The sequence below is a fragment of the Streptomyces sp. NPDC048172 genome (genome assembly GCF_043202595.1).
In the GTDB taxonomy this organism is placed as follows: domain Bacteria; phylum Actinomycetota; class Actinomycetes; order Streptomycetales; family Streptomycetaceae; genus Streptomyces.
Genome location: NZ_JBIDAT010000006.1, coordinates 295,901 through 310,838, shown reverse-complemented (window position 1 = coordinate 310,838; position 14,938 = coordinate 295,901). Strand labels below are relative to the sequence as shown.

At 72.9% G+C, this 14,938-nt stretch carries 10 protein-coding genes and 1 pseudogene; 4 read left to right on the top strand and 7 right to left on the bottom strand.

The window, feature by feature from the left end:
- Positions 1 to 38 precede the first annotated feature (38 nt).
- Both ACGF3A_RS27145 and ACGF3A_RS27140 read left to right on the top strand, forming a co-directional pair.
- Entirely contained in the window at positions 39 to 3,326 is a 3,288-nt protein-coding gene (locus ACGF3A_RS27145; RefSeq protein ID WP_393732944.1) for a family 78 glycoside hydrolase catalytic domain, read from the top strand.
- Positions 3,327 to 3,371: 45 nt separating this feature from the next.
- Positions 3,372 to 3,599: a hypothetical protein gene (locus ACGF3A_RS27140; RefSeq protein WP_393732943.1), complete on the top strand. Its 228-nt coding sequence runs from the start codon at positions 3,372 to 3,374 to the stop codon at positions 3,597 to 3,599.
- Positions 3,600 to 3,661: 62 nt separating this feature from the next.
- On the opposite strand, the gene ACGF3A_RS27135 is transcribed toward ACGF3A_RS27140, so the two are convergent.
- Entirely contained in the window at positions 3,662 to 5,605 is a 1,944-nt protein-coding gene (locus tag ACGF3A_RS27135) for an FHA domain-containing protein (protein WP_393732942.1), read from the bottom strand.
- Positions 5,606 to 5,756: 151 nt separating this feature from the next.
- Entirely contained in the window at positions 5,757 to 6,101 is a 345-nt protein-coding gene (locus ACGF3A_RS27130) for a hypothetical protein (protein WP_393732941.1), read from the bottom strand.
- A gap of 20 nt (positions 6,102 to 6,121) precedes the next feature.
- Between ACGF3A_RS27130 and ACGF3A_RS27125 the strand changes: the two are divergent.
- Both ACGF3A_RS27125 and ACGF3A_RS27120 read left to right on the top strand, forming a co-directional pair.
- Positions 6,122 to 6,526 (top strand): annotated as a pseudogene (locus ACGF3A_RS27125) (alpha/beta hydrolase); the annotation flags it as partial.
- 249 nt (positions 6,527 to 6,775) lie between these two features.
- Entirely contained in the window at positions 6,776 to 7,423 is a 648-nt protein-coding gene (locus ACGF3A_RS27120) for a dihydrofolate reductase family protein (protein WP_393732940.1), read from the top strand.
- A 348-nt stretch (positions 7,424 to 7,771) separates the two neighbouring features.
- Here the strand turns inward: ACGF3A_RS27120 and ACGF3A_RS27115 are convergent, their stop codons facing one another.
- From ACGF3A_RS27115 to ACGF3A_RS27095, 5 genes are read right to left on the bottom strand one after another with little or no spacing between them, the layout of a single operon-like run.
- Positions 7,772 to 8,050, bottom strand: a complete 279-nt coding sequence (locus ACGF3A_RS27115) for a hypothetical protein (RefSeq protein WP_393732939.1) — start codon at positions 8,048 to 8,050, stop codon at positions 7,772 to 7,774.
- Positions 8,047 to 9,315 (bottom strand): peptidase M50, encoded by a 1,269-nt coding sequence (locus ACGF3A_RS27110; protein WP_393732938.1) that lies wholly within the window; start codon positions 9,313 to 9,315, stop codon positions 8,047 to 8,049. Before ACGF3A_RS27110 ends, ACGF3A_RS27115 begins: the two co-directional genes overlap by 4 nt.
- Positions 9,312 to 10,364, bottom strand: a complete 1,053-nt coding sequence (locus ACGF3A_RS27105; RefSeq protein WP_393732937.1) for a thiopeptide-type bacteriocin biosynthesis protein — start codon at positions 10,362 to 10,364, stop codon at positions 9,312 to 9,314. Before ACGF3A_RS27105 ends, ACGF3A_RS27110 begins: the two co-directional genes overlap by 4 nt.
- Positions 10,354 to 13,218 (bottom strand): lantibiotic dehydratase, encoded by a 2,865-nt coding sequence (locus ACGF3A_RS27100; protein WP_393732936.1) that lies wholly within the window; start codon positions 13,216 to 13,218, stop codon positions 10,354 to 10,356. Before ACGF3A_RS27100 ends, ACGF3A_RS27105 begins: the two co-directional genes overlap by 11 nt.
- Positions 13,218 to 14,933, bottom strand: coding sequence for a nitroreductase family protein (locus tag ACGF3A_RS27095; RefSeq protein ID WP_393732935.1), 1,716 nt, complete (start codon positions 14,931 to 14,933; stop codon positions 13,218 to 13,220). Before ACGF3A_RS27095 ends, ACGF3A_RS27100 begins: the two co-directional genes overlap by 1 nt.
- Positions 14,934 to 14,938: the final 5 nt, after the last annotated feature.

Sequence of the window (14,938 nt, the reverse complement as noted above, 5' to 3'; positions counted from 1 at the left end):
ACCACCACACCGGGCCGACGAGAAAAGGACGTTCCGCCATGCCCGCCACACCCGCCACCTCCGCTTCCCCCTCCCCTCTCCGCGTGGCCCGGCCGACCGTCGAGTACGCCGAGCGGCCCCTCGGTCTCGACGTCCGCCGCCCGCGCCTCAGCTGGCGCCTGGAGTCCGAGGAGCCCGGCAGACGCGGACAGGCCCAGAGCGCCTACCGGATCCGCGTCGCCACCAGCCCCGACCGCCTCACCGCGCCCGGTGGACCCGGCGAGCCGGACGTCTGGGACAGCGGCAAGGTCACCTCCGGCACCTCCCTGCTGGTGCCCTACGACGGGCCCGTACTGCGGCCCCGTACGCGCTACTTCTGGACGGTGCGGGTGTGGGACGAGGCCGGTGACGCCTCCGCGTGGAGCCCGCCCTCGTGGTGGGAGACGGGCCTGCTCGACGCCTCGTCCTGGTCGGCGCGGTGGATCGGCGCCCCCGAGGCGCTGCTCGCCCCGCCGTCCCTCGACGGCTCCCGCTGGATCTGGTCCCCGGACGGCACGCCAGCCGGGCAGCCGGGCTCCCGCTGGTTCCGCGCCGTCGTGGAGGTGCCGCACGGCCTGGTCCGCGGCCGTCTCACCCTGACCGCGGGCGGCGGATACACGGCGTACGTCAACGGTGAGGAGGCCGACCACGTCGACGCCGCGGCCCCTGTGGTCGACGGACGGCCGCCCTATGTCACCGACGTCACCGCCCGGCTGCGGCGCGGCCGCAACGTCCTCGCCGTCGCGGCCGCCGACCCCGCGCCCGCTCCCGGGAACGATGGCCACGCGCCGGGCCTCCTCGGCGCGCTGGAGCTGACCACCGAGAACGGCGAGATCCGGTTCACGACCGGCGCGGGCTGGAAGACCGCCACCGCCACCGCCACCGTCACCGCTGCCGCTGACGCCGCCGAGCAGCCGTCCGGAGACTGGCACGCCCCCGAGTACGACGACGGCTCCTGGGACCCGGTCGCCCTCCTCGCGCCGTACGGGCACGAGGACCGGCCGGTGCCCCCTCCCGCGTACGCGCCCGTGGCCCAGCTGCGCCACGCCTTCCCGCTCGCCACCGGGAAACCGGTGGCCCGCGCACGCCTCTACGTCACCGCCCTCGGTCTGTACGAGGCCCACCTCAACGGCCGTCCCGTCGGCGACGACCGGCTCGCCCCCGGCTGGACCGACTACCACCGCCGCGTCCAGTACCGGACCCACGACGTCACCGGCCAGCTGCGCGACGGGGAGAACGTCCTGGCGGTCAGCCTGGCCGCGGGCTGGTACGCGGGCAGCGTCGGCTGGGCCGGGCCCCGGCAGTACGGCGACCACCCGGCGCTCCTCGCCCAGCTGGAGGTCGAGTACGCCGACGGCTCGACGGACCGCGTCGCCTCCGCGCCCGACTGGCGCGCGACGACGGGCCCCGTCACGTCCGCCGACCTGCTGGCCGGTGAGGAGTACGACGCCCGGCTGGAGACCGGGGGCTGGACGGAGCCCGGCTACGACGACACCCGCTGGTCCCACGCGGTCGCCGTGGACGGCGTCACCGCCGAACCGGTCGCCCAGATCGACGCCCCCACGCGCGTGACGCAGGAGCTGGCCCCGCGCGCGCTGACGGAACCGGCCCCCGGCGTCCACGTCTTCGACCTCGGCCAGAACATGGTCGGCACCGTGCGCCTCACCGTCGCGGGCCCGTCCGGCCCGTCCGGTCCGGCCGGGACGCGGATACGGCTGCGCTACGCCGAGGCCCTGAACCCCGACGGCACGCTCTACACGGCGAACCTGCGCTCGGCCCGCGCCACGGACACGTACACCCTCAAGGGCGCCGGCACCGGCACCGGCACCGGCACCGAGGCCTTCGAGCCGCGCTTCACCTTCCACGGCTTCCGCTACGTCGAGGTCACCGGCCACCCGGGCACCCCCGCCCTGGAGGACCTGACCGGCCTCGTCCTGCACACCGACGAGCCCCTCACCCTCGACCTGGCCACCGACTCCCCGCTCCTCGACCAGCTGCACAGCAACATCACCTGGGGCCTGCGCGGCAACTTCCTCTCCGTCCCCACCGACACCCCCGCGCGCGACGAACGGCTCGGCTGGACCGGCGACATCAACGTCTTCGCGCCGACCGCCGCCTACCTCATGGAGTCGGCGCGCTTCCTCACCAAGTGGCTGCGCGACCTGCGCGACGCCCAGTCCGAGGACGGCGCCTTCCCCGACGTCGCCCCCCACGTACGCCCCCTCGGCAGGGGAGTGGCGGGCTGGGGCGACGCGGGCGTCACCGTGCCGTGGGCGCTCTACCAGGCGTACGGCGACGAGCGGATCCTCGAAGAGAGCTGGCCCTCGATGGTGCGCTGGCTCGACCACCTCCAGGAGCGCAGCAGCGGCCTGCTGCGCCCCGCCGAGGGGTACGGGGACTGGCTCAACATCGACGAGGAGACCCCCAAGGACGTCATCGGCACCGCCTGCTTCGCGCACAGCGCCGACCTCGCCGCGCGCGCCGCGCGAGTGCTCGGGCGGGACCCGGAGCCGTACGAGCGGCTCTTCGCGGAGGTCCGTGCCGCGTTCCGCGCGGCGTACGTCTCCGCCGGAGGACGCGTGAAGGGCGACACCCAGACCGCCTACGTGCTGGCCCTCACCATGGACCTCCTCACCGAGGAGGACCGGGGCCCGGCCGCCGACCGGCTGGTCGAACTGATCCGCGCCCGCGACTGGCACCTGGCCACCGGCTTCCTCGGCACGCCCCGCCTCCTCCCCGCCCTCACCGCCACCGGCCACACCGGGACAGCGCACCGGCTGCTGCACCAGCGGACGTACCCGAGCTGGGGCCACCAGATCGACCGCGGCGCCACGACGATGTGGGAGCGCTGGGACTCCGTCCGCCCGGACGGCACCTTCCAGGACGCCGGGATGAACTCCTTCAACCACTACGCCTACGGCTCGGTCGGCGCCTGGATGTACACCCACCTCGCCGCCCTCGCCCCCGCGTCCCCCGGCTACCGCCGCGTCCTGATCCGCCCGCGCCCGGGAGGCGGGGTCGGCGAGTCCAAGGCCCGCTTCGACTCCCCCTACGGCCCGGTCACCACCCACTGGACCCTGACGGACGACACCTTCCGCCTCACCGTCACGCTCCCCGTCAACACGACGGCCGAGATCTGGATCCCGGCACGAACGGGAGCGGACGTCACCCACGAGGAAGCGGAGTTCCTCCGCACGGAAGACGACTGCGCGGTCTTCGAGGCGGGCTCCGGCACGCACCATTTCGCCACCGTGGCGAGGGGGACGGATCCGGTGATCGTCAAGGGGCGCCGCGCCGGGCGGTCTTGAGGGTACTGTGCCGATCTCGAACGACGGGTGTACGGGGGGCATCGCGTGACGAAGGCGATGCACGAGCACTGCGGCAGCTACGGATCCCGACTGCACCAGGCCGACGACGGCACCTGGGTGGCGTACGCCCGGTGGCCGGACCCCGCCACCCGCGAGGGGTGCCCGGACGTCGACCCCGAGGGCGAAGCCATGATGAGCGAGGCGATCGCGGAGCATCTGCCCACGGTGCGCTGCAACGTGGTGGACGACCTCCTCTCGGAGCCGGTGCCGTAGCCCCAGGGTGAGGGCGCGAAGGTGATCCGAGTCGTACGGCGCCGGTCCCGGTCCCGGTTCCGTCAGCTTTTCGCGCCCGCGGGCAGGACCGGGTCCGGTCGTTCGCCGGGGTAGAAGATGTCGATGTCGACCTCTTCGCCTCCGACGATCTGGGTGTCCCACGCTCCGCTTCGCACCAGGGTGTAGAGGGTCGCGCTGTCCAGCGTCTCCAGGTGCCCCCGCAGCGTGGCGTCGTCGGGCAGGCCGGGGATGCGGGGCGCCAGGCGGGTACGGATCGCGCGGAGCTGCTCCATGAGCGCGCCGATGTCGGAGGGGCGGTCCGGCCGCGGGGCCGTAGCGGGCGCCGGTCCGTCGTCCGGGACCTCCGGGACCTCCGGGACCTCCTGCGCGTACTCGGTGATGCTCTGCTGGATCTTGTCCTTGATGGCGCGGGTCACCCCGTTCTCGTCCGTGGCGATCATGGAGTTCCAGGCGCGGCTCTTGTGCCGGTACTGGAGCATCGACATGGCCGCCTCGTGGCGGACGAAGTCCGCGTCGCGGAACGGCCGGCCCCGCCAGGTGCCGCTGAGCGTACGGGCGAGGGAGATGGCCGATCCCAGGCCGCTGTTGAGGCCTCGTCCGGGCCAGAAGTGGATGGCGTTGGCGGCGTCGCCGAGCAGGAAGCCGTACGTGCCGGGGCCGGTGGACGTCCTGGGGTGCAGCCGCGCGGTGAACCGGGGGCGCTGCACCATGTCCAGCCGGAACGCGGTGACGGCGGTCAGGTCGGCCTCGGGCACGGCGTAGAGCTTCAGGCCCTCTTGGACGCGTTTCCACAGCGCGGAGCCCTTGATCAGGGCGGGCAGGAACAGGGTGCTGTGGGTGTCGCAGCGGAAGTCGCCGTCCTCGCCGCGGATCATCACGCACGGGCGGGAGGCGACGCACTCCTCGAAGACCCGCCGGACGGGGTCGATGCCCACGACCTCCCGGGCCTCCTCGTCGGTGAGGCGCATGTTCAGGAAGCCCTCGCCGCGCAGGGAGTTGAGCAGGAACCGGTTCTGCGCCACCGTCAGCAGCACGGACATCGGGTCGGAGAGCCCGGACCTGACCCGCAGGCCCAGCACCACGTCCTGGAGATGCGCGCCCTCCAGCGAATAGATCGACTTGTCCGCCTGGCCGAACTTCTCGGTGAAATGCTCGCGCGTACGGGAGCGGCTGCCCTCGCAGATCGCGAGCACGTGGTCAGCAGCGGCGGTCTTCTCGTGCTCGACGGGGTCGAACCGCTCGGGTAACAGGCGGATACGGTCCGGCTTCTCGTTGGCCATCTCCAGGAGCGTGTCCTCGACGAAGGCGATCCGGATGTTCCGCGGGTTGTGGCCCTGGACGGAGTCAGGGCCCGCGGGCCACATCTCGGTGTACGTGCCGTCCTTGAACAGCCTCGCCCGCACCTCGTCGGGCAGGCCCAGGTACTGGCGGCTCTGGACCGTGACGACCTGCTGGCGTCTGACGTTGCCCTGCTTCTCGTCCTTCCACACGACCTTGTCCCCGGCGCGGGTCCACCGGCTGTCGTAGACCGTGACGGCCACCCGCGGGCCGAGGAGGGATTCGAGCAGCAGGGAGAACGCCAGCCCGACGGGACCGCCGCCCGACACCGTGACCTTGAGCACCGGGACCGGGACCTCGGCCGGGGGCGGCGTGAGCGCCTCCAGCACGGACAAGTCCATGATGGTCTCCATCGCGCCGGCCGCCTCGAAGCGGAACGTCTCCTCGCCGATGGTGATCAGATCGCCGGGCTGGAGCACGCGGGAGGTCGTACGCTCCCCGTTCACGAAGGTCCCGTTGCTGCTGCCCAGGTCGTACAGGACGAAGCCGTGGCCCTCGCGGCGCACCTCCGCGTGGAACCGCGAGATGCTCTCCTCACGTATCACCACGCTGTTGGCCGCCTTGCGGCCGAACGTGAGGGGCTTCGCCCCGATACCGAACCGCTCACCTGCGAGGGAACCTTGACGACCGACAATCTCGGGAGGCATGAGTCCTCGGATCCTTCCAACCAACGAGCCGATGGGCCTTGACCGTCCGTACCAGGATGACGGGACAGGGCCGCCCACGGCGCGATACGCCCGCACCCCGGGCCGCCGTCCGTCCCGCACTGCATCCATACGGCGGGAAGCGACCCGGCGTTCAGCGGAAGGAGTTCCGGTCCGCCACGAGTCCCGGGGCTGCGGAAGCCGGTCCAGGGGAAACCAGGCGTAGGCGTCGAACTCGGTTTCGACCGCGCTCTGGACCAGACATCTCGCCGGTGTGTCGCGGGGCGTTGGCCGCGAGTTCGACCATTCCGGCCGACGGGAAGTCCCTGGTGACCACCGGCCCGTTCACGCCCTCGTGCAGGGCGGCGATCAGGCCCGCGGTCTGCTTCTCGTCCGCACCGCCGAGGCCGATCAGGTCCTGCGCCGCTTCACCCGCGGCGGCCCCAAGCACCTCACCTACCGGGCCATCGAGCACCTGCTCCAGCCGGTGCTCGTGCACGTCAAGACCCTGCTGACGGCGCTCCTCCCGCGCCGGGAGTGCTGGTCGCCGGGACCTGGACCAGCGCCAAGGAGCAGATGGCCGACCGGTACGCCGAGCAGCTGGCGGCCCGCGGTTTCGCGGCGCTGTCCTTCGACTTCACCGGGTCCGGCGCGTCGGGCGGCGCGCCGCGCGACGTGGAGTCGGCGGAGCAGAAGGTGCGCGATCTGCGTGCGGCGGCCGACTTCTTGACCGGGCATCCGGCGGTGGACGGTGCGTCGCTGGGCGCGCTGGGGGTGTGCGCCGGTGCGATGTACGTCAGCGCGTTCGCGGCCGCCGATGTGCGGGTGCGGTCGCTGGCCCTGGTGGCACCATGGCTGCACGACCGCCGGATCTGCGAGGAGAACTACGGCGGCCCGGACGGCGTGGCGGCGAAGCCGGCCTAGGCGGCCGAGGCTCGGCGGCGGTACGAGGAGACCGGGGAGTATCCCTCAGGCCGGCCAACGAGCGGTGACGCACCGGTAGGTGGCCACGAGGTAGGGGGGCGGCGGTCTCCGACCGCGTGGGCCCGGACGGGGCGGTGGACCAGATCGCGGAGGTGCTGTGGGCACGGCTGCGATGATTTCTTCCGGGCCTGCGGGTCTACCCTTCCGACAGCGATGATCAGAGATCACCGAACGGGAGCAGGTAGCACCATGGCGCAGTTGCTGCGGGTCCAGAACTTCACCGTTTCGAGCGACGGATTCGGCGCGGGCGAGGGGCAGAGCCTGGAGCGGCCCTTCGGCCACGCCGATCCGATGAGCCTGATGAGCTGGGCCGGCACCACGGCAAGTTGGAAGATGCGGGCGGAGCCGGGCGGCAGCCGCGGGCTGGACGACTACTTCATCCGCGACTACGACCACAACATCGGCGCCGAGATCATGGGCCGCAACAAGTTCGGCCCGCAGCGCGGCCCCTGGGAGAACGAGGAGTGGCAGGGCTGGTGGGGAGACGAGCCCCCCTTCCACGTCCCGGTCTTCGTCGTGACCCACCACACCCGCCCGACCTTCACCTTGTCGGACACCACCTTCCATTTCGTCGACGACGACCCCGCCAAGGTCCTGGAGAAGGCGAAGGAGGCGGCCCGGGGCAAGGACGTCCGCGTCGGTGGCGGCGCCACGGCCATCCGCGCCTTCCTGGAGGCGGACCTGGTGGACACCCTGCACGTGGTGGTGAACCCCTCCATCACGCTCGGCTCCGGGGCCCGCCTGTGGGAGTCCCCGGACGAGCTGACCGACCGCTTCCACCTCGACGTGGTCCCCAGCCCGAGCGGAGTGGTCCACCACCTGTTCTGGCGGAAGTGACGCGCTGAGAACCCTTCAGGCGCCCACGAACGCGCTGCCGGTCTTCCAGCAGCCGCGGCCAACCTCCGGGCGGTGCGAGGTGTAGGCGGCGTTCCTGCCGGGCGTGGCGGTGCGGATGGTGAGCACGGACTTCTGTTCCGGACGGGGCTCCGATGGATTCGGAGCACGTTCTGCGCAGCGAGGTAGTCGGTGCAGGCTACGGTGACGCGTTCCGCGCTGCAGGGGCGAGTGGTAGCCGTGACAGCGGAGGTCGGTGGGAGCGATCACGACGGGCGGATCCCGTCCGACTCATCGGAGTACGGGATCCGGGGAACCGGGCGCGGTGCTGACGCCGACGGCGCCGGTGCTCTACGCCCGCCCGCGCGGCCCCTCATCCTCGTTGTCGGGCCTGTCGGGCAGCTCCGTGTGACGGCGTACCGCGTCCAGGTAGATGTGGTCGGCGCGTTCCTGGAGGCGCTCCTCGGCGGTGAGCCGCAGGCGCAGCCGCTCGGTCTCCTCGCGCTCGCGTGCCATGGCGAGTTCGCGGGAGCGTTTGCGGGACTCGACCACGCCCCAGACCATCCAGCCCCCGCTGCTCAGCAGCACCACGAACAGGACCGCGAAGACCATCGCGAGCGCGTCCATCATGACTCCTTCTTCTCCGGCTGCCCTGACTTTCCGTCCCTGTCCACCTTGCGCCACACCAGGGCCCAGCGCAGGAACACGGCCACCACCACGGCCTCCGCGAGCAGGAACAGCGCGGCGCCCACGGCACCCCAGACACCGGCCAGCGTCACGAACCACATCCGCACCAGCAGGACGAGCGCGGGCCCCAGCACCGCGACCGTGAGGAGCACATAGCCGGTGAAGATCCAGCGGGCCCGGGGCGGGTAGCCCTCCGGCGCGAACGTGCGGCCGCGCAGCACGGCACCGGCGTAGCGGAAGGACTCCGACTGGAGATGCATGGTGGAGGTCGCGTGCTCCAGCATGTGGTAGCCGTCCAGCTTGAGGAACGGCACCAGGTTGCCCACCGTCGTGGCCGTGCCCAGCACCAGCAGCCCGCCGGCCAGGCCGTGCCACCAGCCGCCGTCCGGGCCCCACCACCACAGGGCCGCGCTCGGCAGCAGGGCGAGCAGATTGACGTAGATCCCGGCGAACGCCGTCATGACGCGGTGGGCGCGGCGAGGGAAGGTGACGACGTCGTCGACCTTGCAGTACGGGGCGATCAGCGGGAACCGCCACATCACGCCGATCTGCGTGGGCCTGCCCCCGTAGCGGTGGCAGGCGACGCCGTGCCCGAACTCGTGCGCGGCGATGGTCAGCCAGGTGAGGGCGAACGCCACCGCCGTCGCCGACCAGCGCCCCGGAGCGTTGCTGAGCGCTCCGTAGAGCTGTGACCAGTGCAGCAGTGTGACCAGCGCGACCAGCGCGCCCGCCAGCCCGAGCGGGGCCACGGCGAACGGGTGCAGCAGCCAGCCGAGGCGGCGCGCGGCCCCCGGCACCAACTCCGCGGCGCCCCGCACCGGAAGCCGCCACAGCAGCGGCGAGCGGCCCTCGGCACGCCGCGCCGCCTCGGCCCGCTCGCGTACCTCGTCCAGCCGGGCCGGGTCGGCCGGTTCGATCAGGCCGCGGGAGGCGAGCATGCCCAGCAGTTGCCGCCAGTGCTGGACGGCCAGCCGCTTGCCGAACTCGGCCGCGTAGGCGTCGCCGATCTGTGCCAGCGAACGGTGTCCGTCGAGCCTGCCCATCAGGAACGCCTCGCGCGGCCCCACCTTCACGAAGGCACCCGTACGCCGGTCACCGACGAGGTGCACGCCGGTCGGGCCCTTGGTGACGAGCGGTCCGATGCGCACGTCCTCACGCAGCCGGGGCCTGGCCTCCTGGAGCCAGTCGGTCGCCTCCTGCGTCGTCATGACGGCACCCGCACGGCGGGTTCGAGCGCGCGCTCGATCAGGTACGAGAGGTAGATCTCGTCCAGGATGGCCACGCCGAGCCGGTTGTTGGTCATGTGGATGTACGAGCTGAGCAGCACTGTCGCCAGTGCGTCCGGGTCGTCGATAGGGGAGCGGCGCTCCAGCCTGTCCGCGGGAAAGACCAACCGTCCGCGGTCCGCGGCGTCCCGCACCCGGGCGCGCAGCTCGGCGCAGTGGGTGAGCCAGGTCCGCTCGATCCCGGACAGCGCGTTCCCGCCGCCCACGCCCGCGCCCGCGCCTGCCCCCGCGACGTCCGCCGTGACCGTGCGGATCCGGGAGATCCGCTCGGCCAGGGTGCCCCGGGTCAGCTCGAAGCTCTTGTCGAACGAGCCGTGGTAGTCGTCGGACCGCTCCTGGTAGGAGGTCTCCCAGAAGTCCCGGTAGCGTTGGAAGAACTGCCGCACCCGCGCGCCGTCCCGCAGGAAGGTGTACGCGGTCATCAGCGACAGCTGGGCGGCCAGGCCCAGCAGCACCGGCCGCACGTGCGCGTTGGACGTGGCCAGCAGTCGGGCCACCAGGTCGCTTGAGTGCTCGAAGTGCCACTCGGCGATGTCGATGCCGACGGGCCCGCCGTAGCGGTCGTACTCGGGCTCGTACGGCAGCTGCGCGACACTGTTGTTGGGGCGGAACGGCATCTGCCCGTCGCCGTACTCCGCGTCCCACCGCTCCTGGCCGTACTCCGCCAGGTACATCTGCTTGTACAGGTCGCCGAGCCCGTCGATGTCGGTGTCGTACAGCGCCGGGCGGCGCTTGAGGAACGCCTCCAGCGCGTCGGTGGCCCGCCGCGTGACCTCCTCGCGCAACTCCGGGCGTGCCGGGCGGAACCGGACGCGGACGTGCGGGCCCTCCATCCAGTACTTCAGGAAGAACCAGCCGCCGATCACCCCGTCCTGGCGCAGCTCGGCCACCAGCGGCCGTACCGCCTCGGTGATGAGGGGGTTGGCGTCGCTGGCGTAGAAGACGTGCAGCGCGATCCAGTCATCGGACACGGGGGCCACCTCCGTCGTACAGCTCGATCAGGAACTCGTTGACATGGCGCCGTCCCTCCTCGTTCCGCAGCCACAACTCGTCGGTGTCCGGGAGCGGTTCGGTCAGGACGATCCGTGCGGAGGCGCCGAGGGCGAGCTGTTCCAGGAGGTTGATCGACAGCCAACTGTCGAAGTCGACGGGCAGCGGCTTACGGCCCGTCTTGCGGGCGCCGTCACCCTCGCCCGCACCGGCCGCCCCCTCGGCGCCGTCCGTCGCCCCGTCGTCCACGGCCGAGCGCGCCGCGGCGGCGTCGGTCTGGACGAAGAGCCGGCGCGGCAGGCGGTGCGCGCGCCGCCAGCGCTGGACGCGCAGCAGGTGCTCGGCGTCCGAGTGCGCCGGATCGCGGAACGGGAACGCCGAGACGCTCAGCTTCCACATCCGGCGCTGGAGGACGAGGTCGCCCAGCACCAGTCGCGGATAGGCGGTGATGCCCTCGGCGGGGACCGGCTCGCCCGTGCCGGCCCACAGGTCGATCTGCGCCATGCCGCTGGGCGAGAAGCACATCAGCACCTGCTGCACCTCGGGCAGCGCCATCGGCAGCAGGAAGCCGAGGTAGACGGGGACGACCTCGCGGCGCAGGCGCCGCGAGCGCAGCACGACCCGGTCAGCCTCCGCGTCGTGCACCAGGACCAGGTCCTCCAGCGGAATCTGTTCGTGCGCCGGGCGGGTGCTGGCGTCCCCCGGGCAGACGATCTCGTAGTCGGTCACGGCGGGATGGACGTTGAGGTTCGTCGTCTCGTAGCCGCCGCGAAGCTCCGCCAGCACCGCGCCGTCCCGCGCGTAGCCGCCGAGGACGTGGCGGATCAGGCGCGTGGCGTCGGCGCCACCTGCGTCGAGGCTGTGCGCGAAGCGCGAGAACATCAGCGTCATCCCGGCGTACGCCTGGTTGAGAACGAGCCGTCCGGGTAGGCCGGAGCCGCGCTCGGCCGCCAACTGGACGAAGAACGACCAGGGATGGCGTACCCGTCCGGCGTCCGGCAACCGGCGGCGCACCGCCTCCACGAAGTCTGGGCCGAGCCGGATCTCCTCCGGCGGCGGGCCCTCGCCCTCCGTGTCCCCGGCCACCGAGTACAGCGAGCGCAGATGGGTGGAGGCGGCCTCGCGGGCGTCGTCCAGCGCGGAGATGTCGTCGATCTTGAACCAGTTCTCCTGCCGTACGAAGCGGTTGTCCTCGTCGAACGAACGGCGCCGCATCGCCCGCTTGGTGTACGGGTCGAAGAAGTCCCGCTGGAACTCGTGGCAGAAGCGCACCACGTCCTCGCACCGCCCGCCCACGCCGTAGCGGGCCCGGAAGAAGCCGGTCGCGGTGAGGCGGCGCGGCACGTTCACGTCGAACGCGGGCAGGATGTCGGCCAGGTCGGCCAGGTCCGGCAGGTAGCGCTCCTCCCACACCGGGAGTGCGGCCTCCAGCCCGGCGCCGCCGACCGTGGTGTCCTCGTAGATCAGGGTGCGCGGGATCAGCGCGGCGTCGGCGCCGACCGTGTCGAAAGCGGCACGCACCTCGTCGCGCACCCGTGCCAGCACCCCGGCGCGCCCCCGACCGGTCGTGCGCGGGTATGCGCGGACCAGCTCGCCGCAGCGCGTCAGGTGCGTGGCGGCCCGCCGCAGCGCCGGATGGCCGTGGGCGCCGAGCGCTTCCGCGAGCACGGCGTCCGGGGCGGGGGCGCGCAGATCCACCTGGAGCTGCGGGGCCAGCAGGAAGCCGAGCCGCAGCAGATGACCGAGCAGCTTCTCGGCCTCGGCGACGGTGCGCTCGGGCCGCGCGGCGGCCACTTGGCGCCCGAGCGCGCGCAGCGTGGGCCGGGAAGCCTCGGCCAGTTCCACCACATCGGCCAGAGCCGGGCCGCTGGGCAGGAAGAACATGTCCTCGTGCACGCTGTCGAGCGCGACGACGGCGTCCGGGTCGTGCTGCGCGGCCGTACGGCGACGTACGTACCGCACCGAGTCGCCCTCGACGCTGGCGCCGGGCGCGAGCGTGACCCGGACGTCGGCGCGCAACTCCGCGTCGGCGAGGATCACCGCGGCCAGCCGGGCCAGCACCGCGACGTTGAGCCCCGCCGTGGAACGCTGCCGCAGTGAGTCCGGGCACGGCAGGCCCGCACCGGGGCTCTGGTCAGGGGACCCGCCTGGCCCCAGGGGGCCGAAGCAGCCGAGCCCGACCGAGGTCAGCGTGGAGAACGGGCTGGTCTTCAGCGCCGAGCGGTACAGCAGCTCCAGCAGCGTCCGTTCGAGGTGCCGGCGCTGCTTGTCGAGTTTGCGCCCCGGGTCGAGGTAACGGTCCATGTGCTTCTCCAGGACCTCGGACTGGAGCAGCACGGCGCTGCGCAGCGCGTCATCGTCCAGCAGCACCCGGGCGCGTGCGCGGGCCGCCGCGAGGTCCGTCGCCAGCACCTCCTCGCCGCGCCCGCGCTCGGCGGCCAGCGCGGCGAGGTCCGCCAACCACCGCTCCAGCAGGGCACGGACGGTGTCCGGCAGCGCGGCCGCCGCGGCCCTGAGAGTGGCGGGGCGTGGGCGGCGCGCGTTGAAGACGTCCCGGCGCAGGTTGATCAGCGCGCCCCGGTGCGGTGCCTCGCGAGCGGTGCCCGCGATGGCGTCCTCCAGCCCGCCGCGCAGCGCGGCGCCAGTCGTGTCGCGGGCGGCCTCCAGGGCGAAGACCCGCTCGGCCCACGCGACGGCGTCGGGGGTGCGCAGCTCGGCCGCGACGTCGGCGGGCCGTCCGGCCACGCGCAGCAGGAAGCCCTCACTCAGCCGCCAGCGCTGCGCGGCGGCATCGGGGCCGGGCGGGGCGGATGTGTGCGCGGCGAGGTCGGTCATCAGAGGATCCCTCCCGGACGTCCGGGGCGTTCATGGCGTTCATGGCGTGCGTGCCGTGCGTGGCTCTCCGGGTGCCGTGGCCGCCACAGCGCGTGGTCGTAACCCGGTGTGCCGGGCCGGTCGTGGCCGAGCAGCACGTAGAGCATGCTGTGCTCGTCGGTCCCGTCGATGCCGAGGAGCCCGTCGACGGTGAGGTTGTCCAGGCCGAGCACCGCGCCGACGCCCAGACCGCGTGCCGTGGCGGCCAGATAGGCGAGCTGGGCCGCGTGGCCGACCTCGACGCCGAGCATGCGGTAGCCGCGGGCGCCGTAGGCGTCGACGAGCGCGGGGAGCCGACCGGTGATCACCATGACGGCGGCCACCTCGCGCATGTTGTAGTTCGCGAGCGCGTAACTGCGCTGGAGCTCGCCGAAGTCGACCTCCGCGCCGCCGGTGAGCAGATGGTGCTGCCCGTCGCGCCGGTAGGCGTACGCGCGCCGCTCCAGCCCCTCGACACTGTTGGCCAGCACCCACAGCCGGGTCCAGGCCGACCGCTGCGGTGCCGGGGCCACATCGGTGCCCGCGCGCCCGCCGTCGTCGACGGCGGAGAGCACCCAGCCCAGGTCCCCCGCGGCGAGCGGGGGCCGCGCCGCGAACTGCCCGAAGCTCGAACGGCGGCGCAGCAGGCTGCCGACCAGATCATGGTCCCCGTCCCGGGGCAGCGGCGCGGGCAGGGTCACGGTGCGGCCGTCCGGCTCCGGCGCGGCGGACATGTCCCCGCGGTCGGCGGCTCGTGCGGGCGGCCGGGGCTCGTCGCCGCGGAGCGCGGCGGCGTGGACCCGCTCCACCAGCTCGAACCTGCGGGTGCGGCGCGAGCGTTCCCAGTGCGGGTACCGCTCGCCGGGCGTTCCACCGCGGTACGCCCGGGTGGGCGGGGACGGCACCGGCACGCCGTCGTCCGGGGAGACGGGCGGACCGAGCGGGACGACCACGAACGGCGCCTCCGTGCGGCCGTCGAGACCGAGCGCGTCCGCGACCGGCGCGTCCGCGAACCACATCACCGGTTCGATGACCGGGCCCGCCGCCGCGAACACGGCGCGCCAGGACGCGAGCAGCGCGCCGCAGTCCTGAGTGACCACGTGGTAGCAGAAGGAGTTGTACTTGAAGGAGTTCTTCCAGAACCGCACCGCTGCCACCAGATACAGCCCGGCCCCGACACCCGTCGCCTGCGTGAGGTCGCCCGTACGGTCGGCCAGCGAGAGCCGGTCGAGGCTGTGGTGCGCGGTGTCGTAGTGGTAGACGCCGGGCGGCAGCGGTGCCCCGCGCCCGGCCACCAGATAGCTCTCGACCGGGTACATGCCGCCGCCGGAGGCCGTCGGACGCGACCACAGCGCCTGGTCGGCGCGGAGCTTGCGGGCGCTGTCCTCGTTCCAGTTCGGCGCGGTGCGCCGGTCGGCGAGCCCGTAGCAGGCCAGCGCGGAGGCCAGCGTCTCCAGCGAGGGCGGCCGGTCGCCGCGAGGCTTGGCCGCCGCCTGCCCCACCGCGTCGAGGGTGAGCCGTGGCAGCCCCTCGAAGGGCGACGGCAGCGGCAGTTTGACGGTGTCGGTGTAGAGCTTGTGACGTGCGGGCTGGTCGGCCCAGTCGACCTGGAAGCCCAGCGGCGGCAGCGGCACCCGCTGTCGCTCGAAGATGCGTTTCGCGTAGTCCAGCGCGACGGCGTCGCCCGAGGTGGCCACTGACG

Excerpts from the sequence above, each read along its gene's own strand:
- ACGF3A_RS27145 (WP_393732944.1), top strand. The coding sequence starts at position 39 with ATGCCCGCCACACCCGCCACCTCCGCTTCCCCCTCCCCTCTCCGCGTG.
- ACGF3A_RS27100 (WP_393732936.1), bottom strand. The coding sequence starts at position 13,218 with ATGACCGACCTCGCCGCGCACACATCCGCCCCGCCCGGCCCCGATGCC.
- ACGF3A_RS27110 (WP_393732938.1), bottom strand. The coding sequence starts at position 9,315 with ATGACGACGCAGGAGGCGACCGACTGGCTCCAGGAGGCCAGGCCCCGG.
- ACGF3A_RS27115 (WP_393732939.1), bottom strand. The coding sequence starts at position 8,050 with ATGATGGACGCGCTCGCGATGGTCTTCGCGGTCCTGTTCGTGGTGCTG.
- ACGF3A_RS27120 (WP_393732940.1), top strand. The coding sequence starts at position 6,776 with ATGGCGCAGTTGCTGCGGGTCCAGAACTTCACCGTTTCGAGCGACGGA.
- ACGF3A_RS27135 (WP_393732942.1), bottom strand. The coding sequence starts at position 5,605 with ATGCCTCCCGAGATTGTCGGTCGTCAAGGTTCCCTCGCAGGTGAGCGG.